The sequence below is a fragment of the Acinetobacter sp. YH12045 genome (assembly GCF_013419925.1).
Taxonomy (GTDB): Bacteria; Pseudomonadota; Gammaproteobacteria; order Pseudomonadales; family Moraxellaceae; genus Acinetobacter; species Acinetobacter amyesii.
The window spans coordinates 179,176-195,951 of sequence record NZ_VOZE01000001.1; the positions used below are offsets into that span (position 1 = coordinate 179,176).

Here is a 16,776-nt window from a genome sequence, read left to right on the forward strand (position 1 = left end):
TGGAAGAGCAATGACAGTTCAAATCATTACAATTGATGGCCCAAGTGGCTCAGGTAAAGGAACATTGGCAGCAAAAATTGCGGCACATTATCAGTTCCACTTACTCGACTCAGGTGCGTTATATCGTCTGTTGGGATTGTCATTGCATAAGCAAGACTTAATTGATGCATTAGACTCAAAGCTCGATGAATGCGTAAAAATTGCAACAAATTTAGACATACAATTTGTGACAAATGAAGCAGGTGTTTCGGTGCTTTTAGATGGTGAAGATGTCTCAAAAGTTATCCGTACTGAGAGAGTTGGAGAGTTTGCCTCAAAAGTTGCTGCAATTCCTGCACTTAGAACTGCGCTTTTAGAACGTCAGCATGCCTTTGCCAAAGCACCTGGTTTGGTTGCCGATGGCCGTGATATGGCAACAACGATTTTTCCAAATGCTCAAGCCAAGATTTATTTAACGGCTTCTGCTCAGTCCCGTGCGGAGCGCCGTGTAAATCAGTTGCAGGCTATGGGCGTGGATGTTAAAATAAACGACATTTTAGCTAATATCGAAGCGCGTGATAAGCGAGATATGGAACGCACAGTCGCTCCACTCAAGCCTGCGCCAGATGCTTATTTCATTGATAGTTCAACTTTGAGTATTGATGAAGTATTCATGCTGATGACGAATTACATCGATCAGCAATTAGCAAACTAAAGAATTTTCAGCAGAAGCATAGCTTGATCAGTCTTATACGGACTATGTAGACGCTTAATTAAACCGGCCTTGTCTGATCCAAGACCGCTGACTTTACTAGGTATATCATGACCGAATCTTTTGCAGCCCTCTTTGAAGAAAGCGAATTAAACCTCAACGTTGAAAAGGGTGCTGTCATCCAAGGCGTTGTAGTAAATATCGACTCTGACTGGGTAACAGTTGACACTGGCCTTAAATCAGAAGGTATTGTTGACCGCGCTGAATTCTTAAATGAACAACGTGAACTTGAAGTTCAAGTTGGCGACACTGTTGACGTAGTTGTTGAAGCTCTTGACAACGGTATGGGTCAAACAGTTTTATCACGTGAAAAAGCTAAACGTGCTGAAACTTGGACTAAACTTGAAAAAATCTTTGAAGACGGCGAAATCGTTACTGGTGTTATCTCTGGTAAGGTTAAAGGCGGTTTCACTGTTGACATCGGTCCAGTTCGTGCGTTCCTTCCAGGTTCTTTAGTTGATACTCGTCCTATTCGTGATACTACTCACTTAGAAGGTAAAGAGTTAGAATTTAAAGTAATCAAACTTGATGCTAAACGTAACAACGTTGTTGTATCTCGTCGTGCTGTTATGGAAGCTGAATCTTCAGCTGACCGTGAAGCTCTTCTTGCTCAGCTTGAAGAAGGTCAAACAGTTACTGGTACTATCAAAAATCTTACTGACTACGGCGCGTTCGTTGACCTTGGCGGTATTGATGGTCTTCTTCACATCACTGACATGGCTTGGAAACGTATCAAGCACCCTTCAGAAGTTGTTGAAGTTGGTCAAGAAGTTACTGTTAAAGTACTTAAATTCGACCGCGAACGTAACCGCGTATCTTTAGGCCTTAAACAATTAGGCGAAGATCCATGGTTAGCGATCATGAACCGTTACCCTAAAGGTTCTATCGTTAAAGCTCGTGTAACTAACTTAACTGACTACGGTTGCTTCGCTGAAATCGCTGAAGGCGTTGAAGGCTTAGTACACGTTTCAGAAATGGACCACACTAACAAAAACATCCACCCATCTAAAGTTGTTCAGATCGGTGACGAAGTTGACGTTATGGTTCTTGAAGTTGATGAAGAGCGTCGTCGTATTTCTCTTGGTATCAAACAAACTCGTGCTAACCCATGGGAAGAGTTTGCTAAAGAACACGACAAAGGTGAAAAAGTTTCAGGTACTATCAAGTCAATCACTGACTTCGGTATCTTCATCGGTTTACCAGGCGGTATCGATGGTCTAGTTCACTTGTCTGACATTTCTTGGAACGAACAAGGCGAAGAAGCTATCCGTCGTTACAAGAAAGGTGACACAGTTGAAGCGGTTATCCTTTCAGTAGACGCTGAAGGCAACCGTATCAGCCTTGGCATCAAACAAATGAACAGTGATCCGTTCAACGATTTCTTAGCTGCTAACGAACGCGGTGCGCTTGTTAAAGGTACTGTAACTGCAGTTGACGCTAAAGGCGCTACTGTTAAGTTAGCTGACGAAGTTGAAGCGACTCTTAAAGCATCTGAAATCAACCGCGACCGCGTTGAAGATGCAACTAAGTTCCTTGAAGTTGGTCAAGAAGTTGAAGCTAAAATCATCAACGTAGACCGCAAATCACGTTCTATCAACTTGTCTATCAAAGCGAAAGACGAAGCTGAAGAAAAAGAAGCAGTAGCTAACTTGAACAAGACAGCTACAGCAACTTCAGACAATGGTCCTAAGACTATTGGTGATTTGATCAAAGCTCAAATGAACCACTAAGTAAGTGTTTGAATTGTATTGTTAATGTAAATTAATTAATATATTTTACACAATTACTGTAACGGTAGCGTAGTAAGTGATTATTACGCTACCGTTTTGTATTTAAACAGGTTATTATCGGGAAACTGATCCTAGGTAGCTTGATAATTAAAGAGGTCGCAGATGACTACTGAAGCACTTAATAAGTCTGACTTAATAGAGCGTATTTCTCTTAAAAACCCACACTTAGCTGAACCCTTAGTGGAAGAAGCCGTTAAGATAATGATCGATCAAATGATCGAAGCTTTGTCTACAGATAACCGAATTGAAATCCGTGGTTTTGGTAGTTTTGCATTACATCACCGTGAACCACGTGTGGGTCGTAACCCAAAAACCGGCAAATCAGTTGAAGTTGCAGCAAAAGCTGTACCGCACTTTAAACCTGGTAAAGCTTTACGTGATGCGGTAAACGAATCTGCAAACTAATTTAAAACATAGTTAGGGGTGTTTATGCGTTACGTATTGGTCGTAATTCTATTAGTCCTATTTGGATACTCATTGGCTCTGGTACTGCAAAACGGAACTGAACTTTCAGTCGATTTGTTGTTTACACAAGTGCCTGCAATGCGTTTAGGGCTTTTATTGCTATTAACATTGTCATTAGGTTTGGTTTTAGGTCTTTTATTGGCAGTGCAAGTATTCCGAGTATTTCAAAATAACTGGGAAATTAAACGTCTACGTAAAGATATTGAGCGCCTACGTAAAGAGCAAATTCAAACTGCTCAACTGGCTGCTGCTGAAGCGGCTGCACATACACGTCATGAAAAAACAGTTTTAGATATTGATGCAAATGAGCGTCCTTCTAACCCGTTATAATTGGGTTTATGAAGTAAATTAACTACTTTTATGAGTATAGTTAAATTTTATATTAAACACTCTGGTGGATCATCGGGGTGTTTTTTTATGGACTGAAAAAATAAAACGCATATCTCAAATAAAATAATGAGATAGCTCAATTCAAATTAATCATTTCAAATAACATGAGTTTTATGACTTTCTGATCAAGTTGAATCCATCTATAATGCACTAATTTTGTCAAAATGAAGGGTAAGTCTCTTGAGTATCATCGTTGCACTAGATGCTAAAAGCCAATATGACGCACTTACAATTGCAGAGCAGTTAGATCCTGCATTATGTCGAGTTAAGGTTGGTAAAGAGTTATTTACCCATGAGGGTCCAAGTGTCGTTAAAGCATTGCACGATAAAGGTTTTGAAGTATTTCTAGATCTTAAATTCCATGATATTCCAAACACCACAGCACAAGCAGTTTGTGCAGCTGCGGATATGGGTGTGTGGATGGTCAATGTCCATGCATCAGGTGGCCGTAAAATGATGGAAACCTGTGTAGAGCGCCTAAAGGCGGGCAATTACAATACTCAGTTAATTGCTGTTACGGTTTTGACATCAATGGGTCGTGAAGATCTTGCTGAATTAGGCTTAGATGTGGAACCTTTTGAACATGTGAAGCGTCTTGCGACTTTAACGAAAGAAAGTGGTTTGGATGGTGTAGTTTGTTCGGCACAAGAAGCGAAAATGTTACGTGAAACTTTGGGTGCTGACTTTGCATTAGTAACACCGGGTATCCGTCCTGAGGGTTCTGCAGCGGATGATCAAAAACGAATTGTGACACCTAAACAAGCCATGCTTGATGGTTCTACACATTTGGTGATTGGCCGCCCAATTACTAAATCGGATAATATGCGTCAAACTTTAAAAGATATTTTGGCGACACTTTAATATTTACCCTCTCTCTAACTCTCTCCCAAAGGGAGAGAGAAAGTCCTCTCCCTTTGGGAGAGGATTTAGGTGAGGGTTTAGATAGCCGCCAATATACTCACTAATATTGGTGCAAGTACAGAAAGGATAAAGCCGCTGACCATGGCATGTGGAATAAAATCATTCCCACAGGCTTGTTTGACCATAGGTAGGGTGACATCCATGGCTGTTGCACCCGCAGATGAAATTGCAGAGCGTGGATAGCGCCAGCCAATAATATACATAAACACAATCGCAAAGATTTCTCTGAATAAATCATTCATCAGCGCGATACTGCCGAGATGTGCATTTTTTAATTCTGTCACGACGATGCCTGTCATCGAATAGAAACCATATCCTTGTGACAGCATGATCAAATCTTTCAAGCTGATTTGTGGCAATAGGTATGCAGCAGCAAAAGCACCCAAAAGTGAACCGACGATACAGCCCAGAGGAACAAGTAGAATTTTCCAATTTAACCAAGAACGATCGAGCGGTGAGTAGGCGAGATCTAGACCAATCAGAAACATAAAGACTAAGAGTAGATCCCAAGTACTCATATGTGGCTGAAGACTAAAATATGCTGCCATTTCAGCAAAAGCATAACCTAAACCTAATGCAATAAAAGCATAGCTAATATTGATGAGTGAGCTTGTTACCAACTGCATGGACACTTTGCCATGAGTGGGTTTGTAGCCTAAAAGCTTAAACAAAATATAGCAGCAAATAAACGCACCCATTGAGGTCAATAGTGCAATAAGTACTGATGAAGAGAGGATTTGCAGAGGTACTGGAATAGTGTGTAATGTTTCAGAAAATTCGATCGCAATCGCAAATAACAAAATATAAGTAAAGTACGGCAGGAGTTTAAAGGCGATTTTTTCAAGCCAAGTGGGTAGGCGACGTGCAAGAATAAAACCAAGCCCTAAACAGGCCAAGAGCTGGAAAATCAACCAGAAAGATTGCATACAAAAATAGGCAGATAATGAATACCTGCCTATTATGACCTGTTATTACTTAAGCTGCATGACTAGATTTTGTTTTACTGAGGAGTCGAAAATCGGCTGGATTTATTTTTCGAGTAGCCAGCCAATATTTCCATGTATAAGTTGGCCACAGTGCAAAATTTTTACCGCCATTTTGCTGATACCAGCTTACGCAGCCTGATTGCCATACCGTGCCATCAAGCATGTCTTGTACATGAGTGTTAAATTGATCTTGCACCTGATCTTTGACAGCGATGGCTTGAACATTAGATTTTGAAACCAATTGCATCATTTGTAAGATGTAATCGACTTGTGCCTCAATCATAAATACCACTGAATTATGCGCAAGTACGGTATTGGGGCCTAATAATTGGAACAGATTTGGAAAGCCTTTGGTGCAAATGCCATAAAAGCTTTCTGCGCCAGCTTGCCAGACTTGTTTGAGTTCTTGAGCATTTTCACCAATACATTCAAACGATTTTAAATAAATTCTTGGATCGGTAATAAAGCCTGTGCCGTAAATAAGACAATCAATTTCACGGGATTTTCCATCTTTGGTAATAATGGCATTTTCAGTGATTTCTTGTATTGCATCACTGACCAATTCCACATTAGGTCGATTAAAGGTTGGAAAGTATTTATTAGAAATTAAAATGCGTTTACAACCCATGATGTAGTTTGGTGTTAGTTTCTTGGCAAGTTCAGCATCTTTGACTTGATATTTAATATATAGTTCTGCTAGTTTTTGCGCATACTTCATGGTGGTCGGTTTAACAATTGGCACGACACGTGATTCGTTGGTCCAATACAGGCGAGCACGGTGAATTTTTCGAAACCAATCATATTTTTTAAATAGTAATTTTTCTAAACCATGATAACTACGCTCATCTCGTGGAATGACCCAAGCCGCGGTACGCTGAAAAACATACAGTTGCTGTGTTTGTGGTGCAATTTCAGGAATGTATTGGATGGCACTGCCGCCTGTACCAATAGATGCGACCTTTTTACCTTCTAATGGATATTGATGATCCCATTGCGAAGAATGGAACACTTTACCTTTAAATTTTTCAATGCCCGGAATGTGTGGGATTTGCGGGACATGTAGCGGGCCAGATGCAAAAATCACGTATTGAGCGATAATTTTAATGCCATCTTTAAGTTCTAAATGACAGTCACAGGTTGATTCATTGTATTGGCTTGAAAGCACTTCACTGTTAAAGCGACAGAATTGTTTTAAATTATATTCACGGGTGACCTGTTGGATATAGTCAAATATTTCCGGCGCTTCAGCATAACGTTTTGACCAATCTGTTTTGGGTGCAAAAGAAAGTGAATACATATGTGATTGCACATCACACGCAGCGCCAGGGTAGCGGTTTTCACGCCAGGTGCCACCAAAATCATTGGCTTTTTCGAGGATCAGAAAATCTTGATTGCCTTGTTGTAAAAGTCGTATCGCCATAGCAATACCACCAAAACCACCGCCGATGATGGCGATTTGTGTATGTATTTCAGAATTGGCTTTTGGGGTTTGCACTGTTTTTGTTTGCGCTTCCTGCATCATTTTTTTAATTCCAAGCGAGATTACAAGTTAAGCATACTTGAGTTCGTGATCAGAACAATATGATTGAGGTGACAGAAAAATTGATCGAAACGGCAATGTTCATAATTGCAATTTTGTAGTAAAAAAGAAGAAATTTAATGTCATTTTACGATTTATGAAGCGATCCATTCTAAGCCTGATGTATTTAGTACAAGGAATGCGTAAAGCAGGCGTGGATGTCGATCAACGTTTGCAAACCATTGGGCTGCGTGTCGATGCGCTCGATCCAACTTCAGTAATCCATCCAAGTTTGGAGTGGGATGTACTGAAAGTCATTGGTAAAGATGTAGAACCTGAGCAAGGGTTATTTATTGGTCAACATTATACACTGGCGGGTTATGGCCCTTTGCTGATGTTATTGGTCACCAGTGATACTTTACGCCAAGCTTTAAATCAGGGGATTCGCTTTCAACAGTTGACGCATCTAACTGGGCGTTTAAGTTTACAAATCAGCCAGCATAAAGTGGCTTTATGCTATCAACCGCAAGATGTGTATGCGCCACTAGGTGCATTATTGGCACAGTCGGAAATTTCTGGAACTTATAAATTCATTCGTGATCTGTACAAAATGATGGGTCTATCTACACCGCAAGTTCAAATTGATTTGCCGTTTGCTGAACCCAAAGATCCTGAAAAATTAAAAATGTTTACTGATTATTATGGTCCACAAGTTCGCTTTGGTGCGCCATTTGCAGCGTTTTGGTTCGATGAAGATGTTTTAGATATTCGGATCCCTTCCGCAGATATTATTACTTTTCGATTATATGAGTCGAAATGTATTGCGGAGTTAGAACGTTTAAGCGCCGATGAAGATGCGCCATCATTGGTTCAACGTGTGCAAGATTATTTGGAATTACAAAGTGGTGCGATGCCAAGTATGGCAGCAACTGCTCAAGCGTTGAACTTGCCTGAAAGAACTTTGCGTCATCAACTGCAACAGTTAAATACCAGTTATAAGCAAATTCGTGAAGATATTATTAAAGATAAAGCACTCCGTATGATTGAATATAATGAATATTCAATTGAAATGATTGCAGAATTGCTGGGCTATTCAGAACCTGCGGCGTTTAATCATGCGTTTAAACGTTGGTTTGGGCATAGTCCGAGACAATATAATAAATAGCCAATGCGCTTTACTGCCAAAGTGTTATATCTTCGAGTTTATTCTTCGTTATAATTCATTTAGCCCAAAAAAGTATTTAATGATATGTCAGATTTTCAGTCACCACACAACACCGCATTTACTCCGATTTCACCGGCTGAGCGTTATGCTCAAGCCTTAGCATCTGGTCAGTTTTTACCAGATCAGGAACAGGCGCAAGCGGTGCATGAGTTGGATCGAGTTTGGCAAGAATTAATCCAACGTTTTAAGGCTTCTAAAAAAGCGTTTCGTCGTTTCCGTCGTCAAACTGCACCTAAAGGGGTGTATATGTGGGGCGGTGTAGGACGTGGTAAAACGTGGCTGATGGATCAGTTTTATGATTCTGTGCCATTTCGACGCAAAACTCGTATGCATTTCCATCACTTTATGCAGTACGTACACCGTGAATTAAATAAGCTTTCAGGTCAGCGTAATCCACTAGACCTTGTTGCCGACCAAATTTATAAAGAAGCAGTCGTGATCTGCTTTGATGAATTCTTTGTATCCAATGTCACGGATGCGATGATTTTGAGTGATCTATTCCAAAAATTATTTACGCGTGGGATCACCCTTGTTGCAACATCTAACATCGCACCAGATGGTTTATATAAAAACGGGATCCACCGTGACCGTTTTATCCCAACCATCGAAATGGTAAAAAAGAACTGTGTGATTTTAAATGTAGACTCAGGCGTAGACTATCGTTTACGTGTATTGAAACAAGCGCAGTTGTTTAAGTCGCCTTTAACACATGAACATAAGTTGTGGATGGCACAGCGTTTTACAGCATTAACGCAAACCCAAACGGTTTCACAAGAGCCAATTATTATTAATCAGCGTATTGTAGAAACCATTGGTCATACGGAAGATGTGCTGTGGTGTGAATATTCTGAGCTTTGCCTAAAACCACGTAGTCCAGCGGACTTTATTGAAATTGCCAATATTTATAATACGGTCTTAGTGAGTAATGTGCCGCACATGACGGATTATTTGTCTGAAGGGACTCGTCGTTTTATCTATCTAGTTGATGAGTTTTATGACCGTGGTGTGAAGTTGTTGCTTACTTCAGAAGATACGATTATTGAATTATATCAAGGTGAAAAATTGGCATTTGAAATTGAGCGTACACGTTCGCGCTTATTGGAAATGCAATCTGATGATTATCTACATACATCTCACCGTCAAATCAATGCACCAGAATCTACGGCAGAAAATTAAGCGTTTCTGTTGGAATGAAAAAAAGAACGTCTTGATGGCGTTCTTTTTTTTGATTTTTAGTTTTAGAAAACATGTATAAATTAAGAAAAGCTGTGGAACGAACAATAGAAGTTAAAGCAAAGTCTCATGATAAAAGCATCATTAAATAAGAAGTATGGCTGTTTAATAATTCATCGATAAAAGCATTAAATTTAAACTGATTGGTTGAAGTTGTAGCATCGACATTGGCAGCATTTCATGGCTTAATCGAGTGAGTTTGTTTGACGCTTGGGTCTATTTGTTCAGTTTTAGAACAAAATTCTGCACTTAAGTCTAATTTCGACATTTCAAAAACTTTATACACTGTAAAAAGGTATTCAGGCTGATGATGACGTCGTATTTCTGATCTTTATTATGTTGAATGATGAGGGTATTTCATTACATAGAAAATGATCATTATTTAGGAATGTGATAGTACTATTCAGCAAAGTATAAATGGGTATACTAGAATCTCTTGTTATAAAAAATAGCAATATCAGGAAAGACAATGACTGCACGTATTCAAAAAGGCAAGTTAGCGATTGCTAAAGAACTTTACGATTTCATCGAAAATGAAGCACTACCGGGTTCAGGTTTAGACAGTGAAACTTACTGGAAAAACTTTGAACAAGTCGTTGTCGATCTTAGCCCAAAGAACAAAGCACTATTGGCTAAGCGTGACGACATTCAAGCGAAAATTGATGAATGGCACCGCAACAACAAATTTGAACTCGAAGCTTACAAAGCTTTCCTTACTGAAATTGGCTACTTATTACCAGAAGTAGAAGATTTCCAAATCAGCACAGAAAATGTAGACGAAGAAATCGCATTATTGGCTGGTGCGCAATTAGTAGTGCCTGTACGTAATGCACGTTACTGCTTAAACGCTGCGAACGCACGTTGGGGTTCACTCTACGATGCTCTTTACGGTTTTGACGTGATCTCTGAAGAAGACGGCGCGGAAAAAGGTAAGGGCTATAACCCAGCTCGTGGCGCAAAAGTTATCGAATTTGCTAAAAACTTCTTAAATGAAACTTTCCCGCTAGCTAATGGTTCGCATGCAGATGTAACTAAATATGCGGTAGAAGGCAAAAAGTTAGTTGTAAGCCTAAAAGATGGCTCAACTGCAACTTTAGCGAAAGAAGCTCAGTTTGTTGGTTTTAATGGTGACGAAGCTGCGCCAACTGAAATCGTACTTTTAAACAATGGTTTGCATGTAATCATTGAAATTGATGCGACGAGCCCAATTGGTTCAACTGATGCTGCGGGCGTTAAAGACTTAGTTCTTGAAGCTGCAGTAACCACAATTCAAGACTTAGAAGACTCAATTGCAGCAGTTGATGCTGAAGAGAAAGTTGAAGGCTACCGTAATTGGTTAGGCTTAATGAAAGGTACACTTTCTGAGTCAATCGAGAAAAATGGTAAGATCATCACGCGTACATTAAATAAAGATCGTACGCACAAAAACTTGATCGGTGGTGAAACTACGCTTCACGGTCGTTCATTGATGTTGCTTCGTAATGTGGGTCATTTGATGACAAACCCTGCGATCCTTGTAGATGGTGCTGAAATCTACGAAGGTATTATGGATGCATTGATCACACCGTTATTGACCTTTGCAGACATCAAAGGCGAAAACGAAAACAAGAACTCTCGTAAAGGTTCTATGTACATCGTGAAGCCAAAAATGCACGGTCCAGAAGAAGTTGCATTTGCAGTTGAATTATTTGAGCGTGCTGAACAAGCGCTTGGTCTACCTGCGAAGACTTTGAAAATCGGTATCATGGACGAAGAACGTCGTACTTCTGTGAACTTGAAAAACTGTATCGCGCAAGCGAAAGATCGTACGATCTTTATTAATACAGGTTTCATGGACCGTACGGGTGATGAAATCCATACTTTCATGGAAGCAGGTCCATTCGTTCGTAAAGGCGAAGTGAAGTCTCAAATCTGGTTCCCTGCATATGAAAACCGTAACGTGATGATCGGTCTTCAAGCCGGCTTACGTGGTAAAGCGCAAATCGGTAAAGGCATGTGGCCAAAACCAGATATGTTGCTTGATATGTACAAAACTAAGATTGAGCATCCAGAAGCTGGCGCAAGCTGTGCATGGGTTCCGTCTCCATCTGGCGCTGTAATTCACGCGATCCATTACCATCAGTGCAATGTTTCTGAGCGTCAAAAAGAGTTGTTGAATACTCAGCCGCTATCTTTAGATGACTTGTTAACGCCGCCTTTAGCGACAGATACAAACTGGTCTGAAGAAGAGAAAACCAAAGAACTCGAAAACAACCTTCAAGGTATCTTGGGTTATGTTGTTCGTTGGGTTGATTTGGGTGTAGGTTGTTCAAAAGTACTAGACATCAACAACGTTGGTTTGATGGAAGACCGTGCAACTTTACGTATTTCTTCTCAACACGTTGCGAACTGGTTACGTCACGGTATCGTAACTGCTGAACAAGTTGAAGAAGTATTTAAGCGCATGGCGAAAGTTGTGGATGAGCAAAATGCCAACGATCCACTTTACACACCAATGGCACCAGGCTTTGATGGTTATGCATACAAAGCTGCTTATGACTTAGTATTCAAAGGTGGCGAGCAGCCTTCTGGTTATACAGAGCCGCTTCTTCATGCTTACCGTTTAAAATTAAAAGGTTATACAGGTGACTAATCTGTAAATCAAAAAAAGCCTCTTCGGAGGCTTTTTTTATTGCTTGAGAAAGTTAGAATGTCGACATAAAAAATGAAAAGGAAACTCCATGTATTTATGGAATGTAAATCGGTTGGTGGATGATATAAGACTGAATAAAGTCTCAGAAAGCCATTATAAAAACTACTATATTGCCAGCTCAATATTGATTTTCTTTAGCTACTTAGCACTGACCTTAACCCCAGAATCCAAACCTACAGAAGCTTGGGCTTCGTTTGTTTTACAAGTTGGTCTGCTGATCAGCTGGGTGAATGCCATATTTAAAGCCAATGGCGGCGAGCAAGGCCGAGATTTTTTAAAGCGCTTTATTGCATTGTATTTGCCCGTAACGATTCAGAGTTTAGTCCTCTTTATCTTGATGGCTGTAGTTGTTGAAGGGCTGTTACCCATGTTGACCGTTAACATGGAGGAGGCTGCGCTTGAGCAACTCACCACAGTTAAAGATCTAAGTTTTGAAGTCATCATTAGCTGTTATATTTATTGGCGAATCTATAAAGCGATGCGGCAGATTCATCAGCCTGTTTAAAGTATAAGGTTGTAAAAGAAATTAATTATAAAGTTTTATCCTGTTTTTCTCATAGCTTTTCAATGCTGAAGCCTTTACATTGGAATGAATGATAAAAATAGGATGGAAACGATGTCAGCTTATACCGCATTAGATTTGCAATATATTGGTGGGCAATGGCGAGCAGGGACTTCAACGCGTCACATCAAAAATATAAATCCCTTTAGCCAAGCACAGATTTTTGAATTGCAGGCAGCCAGCAGTGTCGATGTAGACAGTGCTTATAGTGCGGCAGAAGCAGCATTTAAATCAGAAAAGACCAAGCCTATTAAAGTACGTCAGCAAGTTATCAACAAATTAGCTCAAACCATTCAGCAGCGCAGAGAAGAAATTATTCAATGGCTGATAGATGAATCTGGGAGTACACGTTTAAAAGCCAATATTGAAGTTGATGCGGCGCTCGGCATTATCCAAGAATCGCTGAGTTTTCCTGAAAAAATGCACACCGTGGAGCTAGAGAGTAAAGATCCGAGTCGAAAGAGTTTTGTACTGCGCAAACCCTTGGGAGTCATAGCAGTGATTAGCCCTTGGAATTTTCCATTTCATTTGTCGATGCGTTCTGTGGTGACTGCGATTGCTTGCGGCAATAGTGTGGTACTGAAGCCTGCAAGTGACACGCCAGTGACAGGTGGAACGTTACTCGGGAAATTATTTGAAGAAGCGGGTTTGCCGCATGGCGTATTAAATGTTGTTGCAGGCAGCGGCAGTGAAATTGGCGACTATTTTGTAGAGCATCCTGTGCCTAAAATGATTTCATTTACAGGTTCAACTGAAGTGGGTCAACAGGTGGGGGTGAAAGCGCTAGGAAGTTCACGGATTAAGCGTTTAGCGCTGGAACTTGGCGGCAATGCGCCTTTGGTCATTTTAGATGATGCAGATTTAAATTTAGCCGTTGAACTGACCGTGATGGGGCGTTTTTTGCATCAAGGACAAATCTGCATGAGTACCAATCGAGTGATTGTGGATGAATCCTTGCACGATGCTTATGTTGAAAAATTAATTAAACGGGTAAAAAGCATTGTGGTCGGTGATCCGAATGATGCTGAAACTCTGATAGGGCCCATTATCAATAAGTCGCAAATCGATAAATTAAAAACTATTATTCAAAATGCTATTCAGCAAGATGCAATTTTAGCCTACGCAGGTGGTATTGAAGGTCAATTGGTTGCACCGCATATTTTCACCCATGTGGATGCACATGCTGATATTGCATTAGAAGAAAGCTTTGGGCCAATCTTGCCGATTTTAAAAGCGCGAGATGAAGCGCATGCACTAGAATTGGCAAATTCAACCCGATTTGGTTTATCGAGTGCAGTATGTACCTCAAACCTAGCGCGCGGTGGAGAGTTTGCTGCCAAGCTAGATATAGGCATGACGCATATCAATGGCATCAGTGTGGCGGATCATTCTAATGCACCCTTTGGTGGTGAACGTAATTCAGGGCTTGGTCGTTTTAATGGTGAGTGGATATTTGAGGAATTCACCCGCACCCATTGGCAAACGTTCCCTGCTTAAAATACTCAAAGTGAAGTCTATTTAATCTTGTGTAATAGACTTCACTGCAGGTTCTGTTACGCAGGACATTTTTAGTTTATTTCCATGAAATATCAGCAGAATATAGTCCCAAAAACGGCTCCAACGTGTATTTGTAATACAGAAAAGCGCCAATATCTTGGCTTGAACAATTATCCTGATAGTACATTTTGTGATTCATCAACAGAATAGGTTTACGCTGCAAGGCCGTCATATACAGCTTTACCTGCACCTTATAATTGTAGATTGAATAATTAGAAGAAATAGTCTCGGTTTTTATTTTTTGGATATGGTGAATATACACATCAAACTTCAAGCCATTTTTGTAATCCGTTGCCTCATGAACTGTTCGATCTTCGATTGGAATAAGCGGATTGTTATCACTAAACGCTAAGTATGCGTTATGTTTTTGGTTCCCTTGTTGATAATTAAACTGAATGGCTGAATTTGCAGTGGTGAAATAGGGGAGCGCATCTTGAGGATTGATTTTAAACGTGCCTGTACAATCTGTCCTGACACGCCCATCATCTGCGTTCACCGTAAACCAGCCAAATTGATCTTCCAATTCCGTCGTATGGGCTTCATCTACGTCAGGAAGAATCACGCCAAACTGATCTCTTTGTCTTTGCTGATTTTGCATCAAGCGATAACTATTTTGAGCACGTTTTGCAAAACGGATTTCAGGAAACATCTCTGGAGATTTAATTTTAAAGTCAGAGACATTGATTACTTCACCATCAGGCAAGATGACCAATGAAAATTGTTGTTCTTGGGTGTTGGGAAGATTTTTGACCGTAACCCAATGATGTGTACTGATCATTTGCTGATTGCGAAAATGCTTATATTGAATGCGGTACTTGCCTGCAGGAATCTCAGTCTCATTGATTAGGTCTTGTTTAAATGGATATTCGTTGAGATAGAGCGCGTCGAGACTAAAAGGTAGAAATGAAACGGTATGTACAGAGATTTTTGCGGAATGTGCGGTTGGATACAGGCATATACTTAGAATTAAGACGATAAAGCGACTTCGGTCTAGATTTTTCATTTATTATAAAGATTGAATTTTTGCGGATTATGGCAAATATGTGTGCTAATTTCAAACCGATTACCTTATCGCAATTAAAGTCTCAAAACTTGCCTGAAATCAGCTTTGAATATCCTGAGGAAGTCTATCCAAATTATGATTTGCCGCTACTCTTTAAGTCTGAACAAGGGCTAGAGTGGCGAAAAGTGAATTTTGGCATGGTGCCTAAATGGGCCGAAGACAAATCAATTGCACTTAAAACCTATAATGCCCGAAATGAGACTTTGTATCAAAAGCCTACGTTTATTAATGCGATTTCAAAATGTAAGTTTGGCGTGATACCCGTGTCTGAATTTTATGAGTCAATGTATATCGATAATAAGCCGCAGCGTTGGAGTGTTAAGCGCAAAGATGGAGAAGCGTTTTATATTGCTGCCTTATATGACATTTGTCGGCAAGGTGACGAGATTGTACGTTCAAGTACCATGATTACGATGGATGCTATTCAGCATGAGATGATGAAGCATTTTCATGAGCCGGGCAATGTAAAGCGCTCGGTCATTGTGATTCCGCATGCGCGATTAGAGGAATGGCTAAGTTGGAAATCACCCAACATCCAAAGTTTTGTACAAGGTTTTCCTGTTGATGAGTTTGAATGTGCACACGCACCCAAAATAAAAATCGAAAAAATCAGTCCCCAACTGAATATTTTCGATTGATATTTCGGTGATGCAGAATGCTTAGCGCGCTAAGTTTTTGAAAATATGCTTTAAGCTTTCCATGGTTTTTTCAATTTGTAGCGGTGTTAAGCCTTCAAAAGATTGCTCTAGAACGACATTCGTTAGATCGTTAATCTTCTGTGTCATTGCAGTGCCTTTATCGGTTAACACGACGCGGGTAATACGCGCATCATCTTCACAAGAATAGGTATCTACTAAGCCTTCATCTTTTAAACGATAAACGATCTTGGTTGTCGTCGACATTTTAGATACGACCATTTCAGATAAATCCGAAACACTCGCATGAGGTTTAGACTTGAGTGCGAGCAGGATACGACGACGTGAATTATCAACGCCATACTTTTTCAATGCATGGTCGACGTTTAAAACATATTGTGAATGCACCTGAGTAACCCAGTAGAAAGGAAAATTTTCTAAACTAAAGTCATCGGTGGATGGTAAAAATTTTGAATACTTTTTTGTCATAAAGGAGTCCCCTGAATATTTGTTTTAATTTTATTTAATGTTTTAACATTCTATTGAAAAATAGAGGGTAATAGCAAGAGTTCACAATAAAAAAATAGAAAGTAGAAGATATCTCATTTTTAGATTATCTAAATAGATTATATTGATATTCTGTCTAAATGCTTAAAAGAAATTAAAACTAAGGTTAGGTATAGAGATAGTGTAGTGAAAATAAATACGTTTTTAATTTGAATTGAATATTAATATTTTTTACCAAAAGGTAGAAATAAATAATTCATTAGATTTGTCATACAATCTATTACAAGCGTCCTTAATTACATTTAATTAAAAGTCAGGTGAATTCAAGCTTTTTTTAAAAGTGGAAGCAATTTTCTCAAAAAATTGGTTTAACCATCTTGCTGTGTATTTATATCGGCTATGTGATATGTAATGTATTCAGCGTTTTTTAACATTTTGTCATATTGTTGATGCGAAAAAATATGCTTGAATACATTACAA

Annotated in this window: 15 protein-coding genes; 11 read left to right on the forward strand and 4 right to left on the reverse strand. The window is 39.7% G+C overall.

Annotation, left to right across the window (positions count from 1 at the left end; translation table 11 throughout):
- The first annotated feature begins 10 nt into the window (after positions 1-10).
- From cmk to pyrF, 5 genes are all read left to right on the forward strand, one after another.
- A complete protein-coding gene (gene cmk, locus FTU02_RS00980) occupies positions 11-694 on the forward strand; it encodes a (d)CMP kinase (RefSeq protein ID WP_180115259.1) in 684 nt (227 codons plus the stop codon).
- A gap of 107 nt (positions 695-801) precedes the next feature.
- A complete protein-coding gene (rpsA, locus tag FTU02_RS00985) occupies positions 802-2,481 on the forward strand; it encodes a 30S ribosomal protein S1 (RefSeq protein WP_078188933.1) in 1,680 nt (559 codons plus the stop codon).
- Positions 2,482-2,643: 162 nt separating this feature from the next.
- Positions 2,644-2,946, forward strand: a complete 303-nt coding sequence (locus FTU02_RS00990) for an integration host factor subunit beta (RefSeq protein ID WP_067767464.1) — start codon at positions 2,644-2,646, stop codon at positions 2,944-2,946.
- 24 nt (positions 2,947-2,970) lie between these two features.
- Positions 2,971-3,336: a lipopolysaccharide assembly protein LapA domain-containing protein gene (locus FTU02_RS00995; protein WP_180023907.1), complete on the forward strand. Its 366-nt coding sequence runs from the start codon at positions 2,971-2,973 to the stop codon at positions 3,334-3,336.
- Positions 3,337-3,576: 240 nt separating this feature from the next.
- On the forward strand, positions 3,577-4,257 hold the full coding sequence (pyrF, locus tag FTU02_RS01000; protein ID WP_180132993.1) for an orotidine-5'-phosphate decarboxylase: 681 nt from the start codon (positions 3,577-3,579) through the stop codon (positions 4,255-4,257).
- A gap of 77 nt (positions 4,258-4,334) precedes the next feature.
- Here the strand turns inward: pyrF and FTU02_RS01005 are convergent, their stop codons facing one another.
- Together FTU02_RS01005 and FTU02_RS01010 are read right to left on the reverse strand one after the other, a co-directional pair.
- Positions 4,335-5,243, reverse strand: a complete 909-nt coding sequence (locus tag FTU02_RS01005; protein WP_180155335.1) for a lysine exporter LysO family protein — start codon at positions 5,241-5,243, stop codon at positions 4,335-4,337.
- Positions 5,244-5,292: 49 nt separating this feature from the next.
- Positions 5,293-6,822, reverse strand: a complete 1,530-nt coding sequence (locus FTU02_RS01010; protein ID WP_180155883.1) for an NAD(P)/FAD-dependent oxidoreductase — start codon at positions 6,820-6,822, stop codon at positions 5,293-5,295.
- Positions 6,823-6,979: 157 nt separating this feature from the next.
- On the opposite strand from FTU02_RS01010, the gene FTU02_RS01015 reads away from it, so the two are divergent.
- The 5 genes from FTU02_RS01015 to FTU02_RS01035 all read left to right on the forward strand — a co-directional run bounded on the left by FTU02_RS01015 (position 6,980) and on the right by FTU02_RS01035 (position 14,031).
- Complete coding sequence (locus FTU02_RS01015) at positions 6,980-7,987, forward strand: AraC family transcriptional regulator (protein ID WP_180003059.1); 1,008 nt, start codon at positions 6,980-6,982, stop codon at positions 7,985-7,987.
- An 84-nt stretch (positions 7,988-8,071) separates the two neighbouring features.
- The gene (zapE, locus tag FTU02_RS01020; RefSeq protein ID WP_111885050.1) at positions 8,072-9,223 is read left to right on the forward strand and encodes a cell division protein ZapE; all 1,152 of its coding nucleotides are present in this window, start codon (positions 8,072-8,074) and stop codon (positions 9,221-9,223) included.
- Between the two features lie 526 nt (positions 9,224-9,749).
- Entirely contained in the window at positions 9,750-11,912 is a 2,163-nt protein-coding gene (locus tag FTU02_RS01025; protein WP_180129521.1) for a malate synthase G, read from the forward strand.
- Positions 11,913-12,000: 88 nt separating this feature from the next.
- Entirely contained in the window at positions 12,001-12,477 is a 477-nt protein-coding gene (locus FTU02_RS01030) for a hypothetical protein (RefSeq protein WP_180155337.1), read from the forward strand.
- A 111-nt stretch (positions 12,478-12,588) separates the two neighbouring features.
- Positions 12,589-14,031 carry an aldehyde dehydrogenase family protein gene (locus FTU02_RS01035; protein WP_180155340.1) on the forward strand — a complete coding sequence of 481 codons (1,443 nt, stop codon included), beginning with the start codon at positions 12,589-12,591 and terminating at the stop codon, positions 14,029-14,031.
- A gap of 76 nt (positions 14,032-14,107) precedes the next feature.
- Here the strand turns inward: FTU02_RS01035 and FTU02_RS01040 are convergent, their stop codons facing one another.
- Complete coding sequence (locus tag FTU02_RS01040) at positions 14,108-15,094, reverse strand: hypothetical protein (protein ID WP_180155342.1); 987 nt, start codon at positions 15,092-15,094, stop codon at positions 14,108-14,110.
- Positions 15,095-15,132: 38 nt separating this feature from the next.
- Here FTU02_RS01040 and FTU02_RS01045 point away from each other — a divergent pair, with 38 nt between their 5' ends.
- Positions 15,133-15,792 (forward strand): SOS response-associated peptidase family protein, encoded by a 660-nt coding sequence (locus FTU02_RS01045; protein ID WP_111885089.1) that lies wholly within the window; start codon positions 15,133-15,135, stop codon positions 15,790-15,792.
- Positions 15,793-15,813: 21 nt separating this feature from the next.
- On the opposite strand, the gene FTU02_RS01050 is transcribed toward FTU02_RS01045, so the two are convergent.
- Positions 15,814-16,278 carry a MarR family winged helix-turn-helix transcriptional regulator gene (locus FTU02_RS01050; protein ID WP_078193646.1) on the reverse strand — a complete coding sequence of 155 codons (465 nt, stop codon included), beginning with the start codon at positions 16,276-16,278 and terminating at the stop codon, positions 15,814-15,816.
- Between the last annotated feature and the right edge of the window lie 498 nt (positions 16,279-16,776).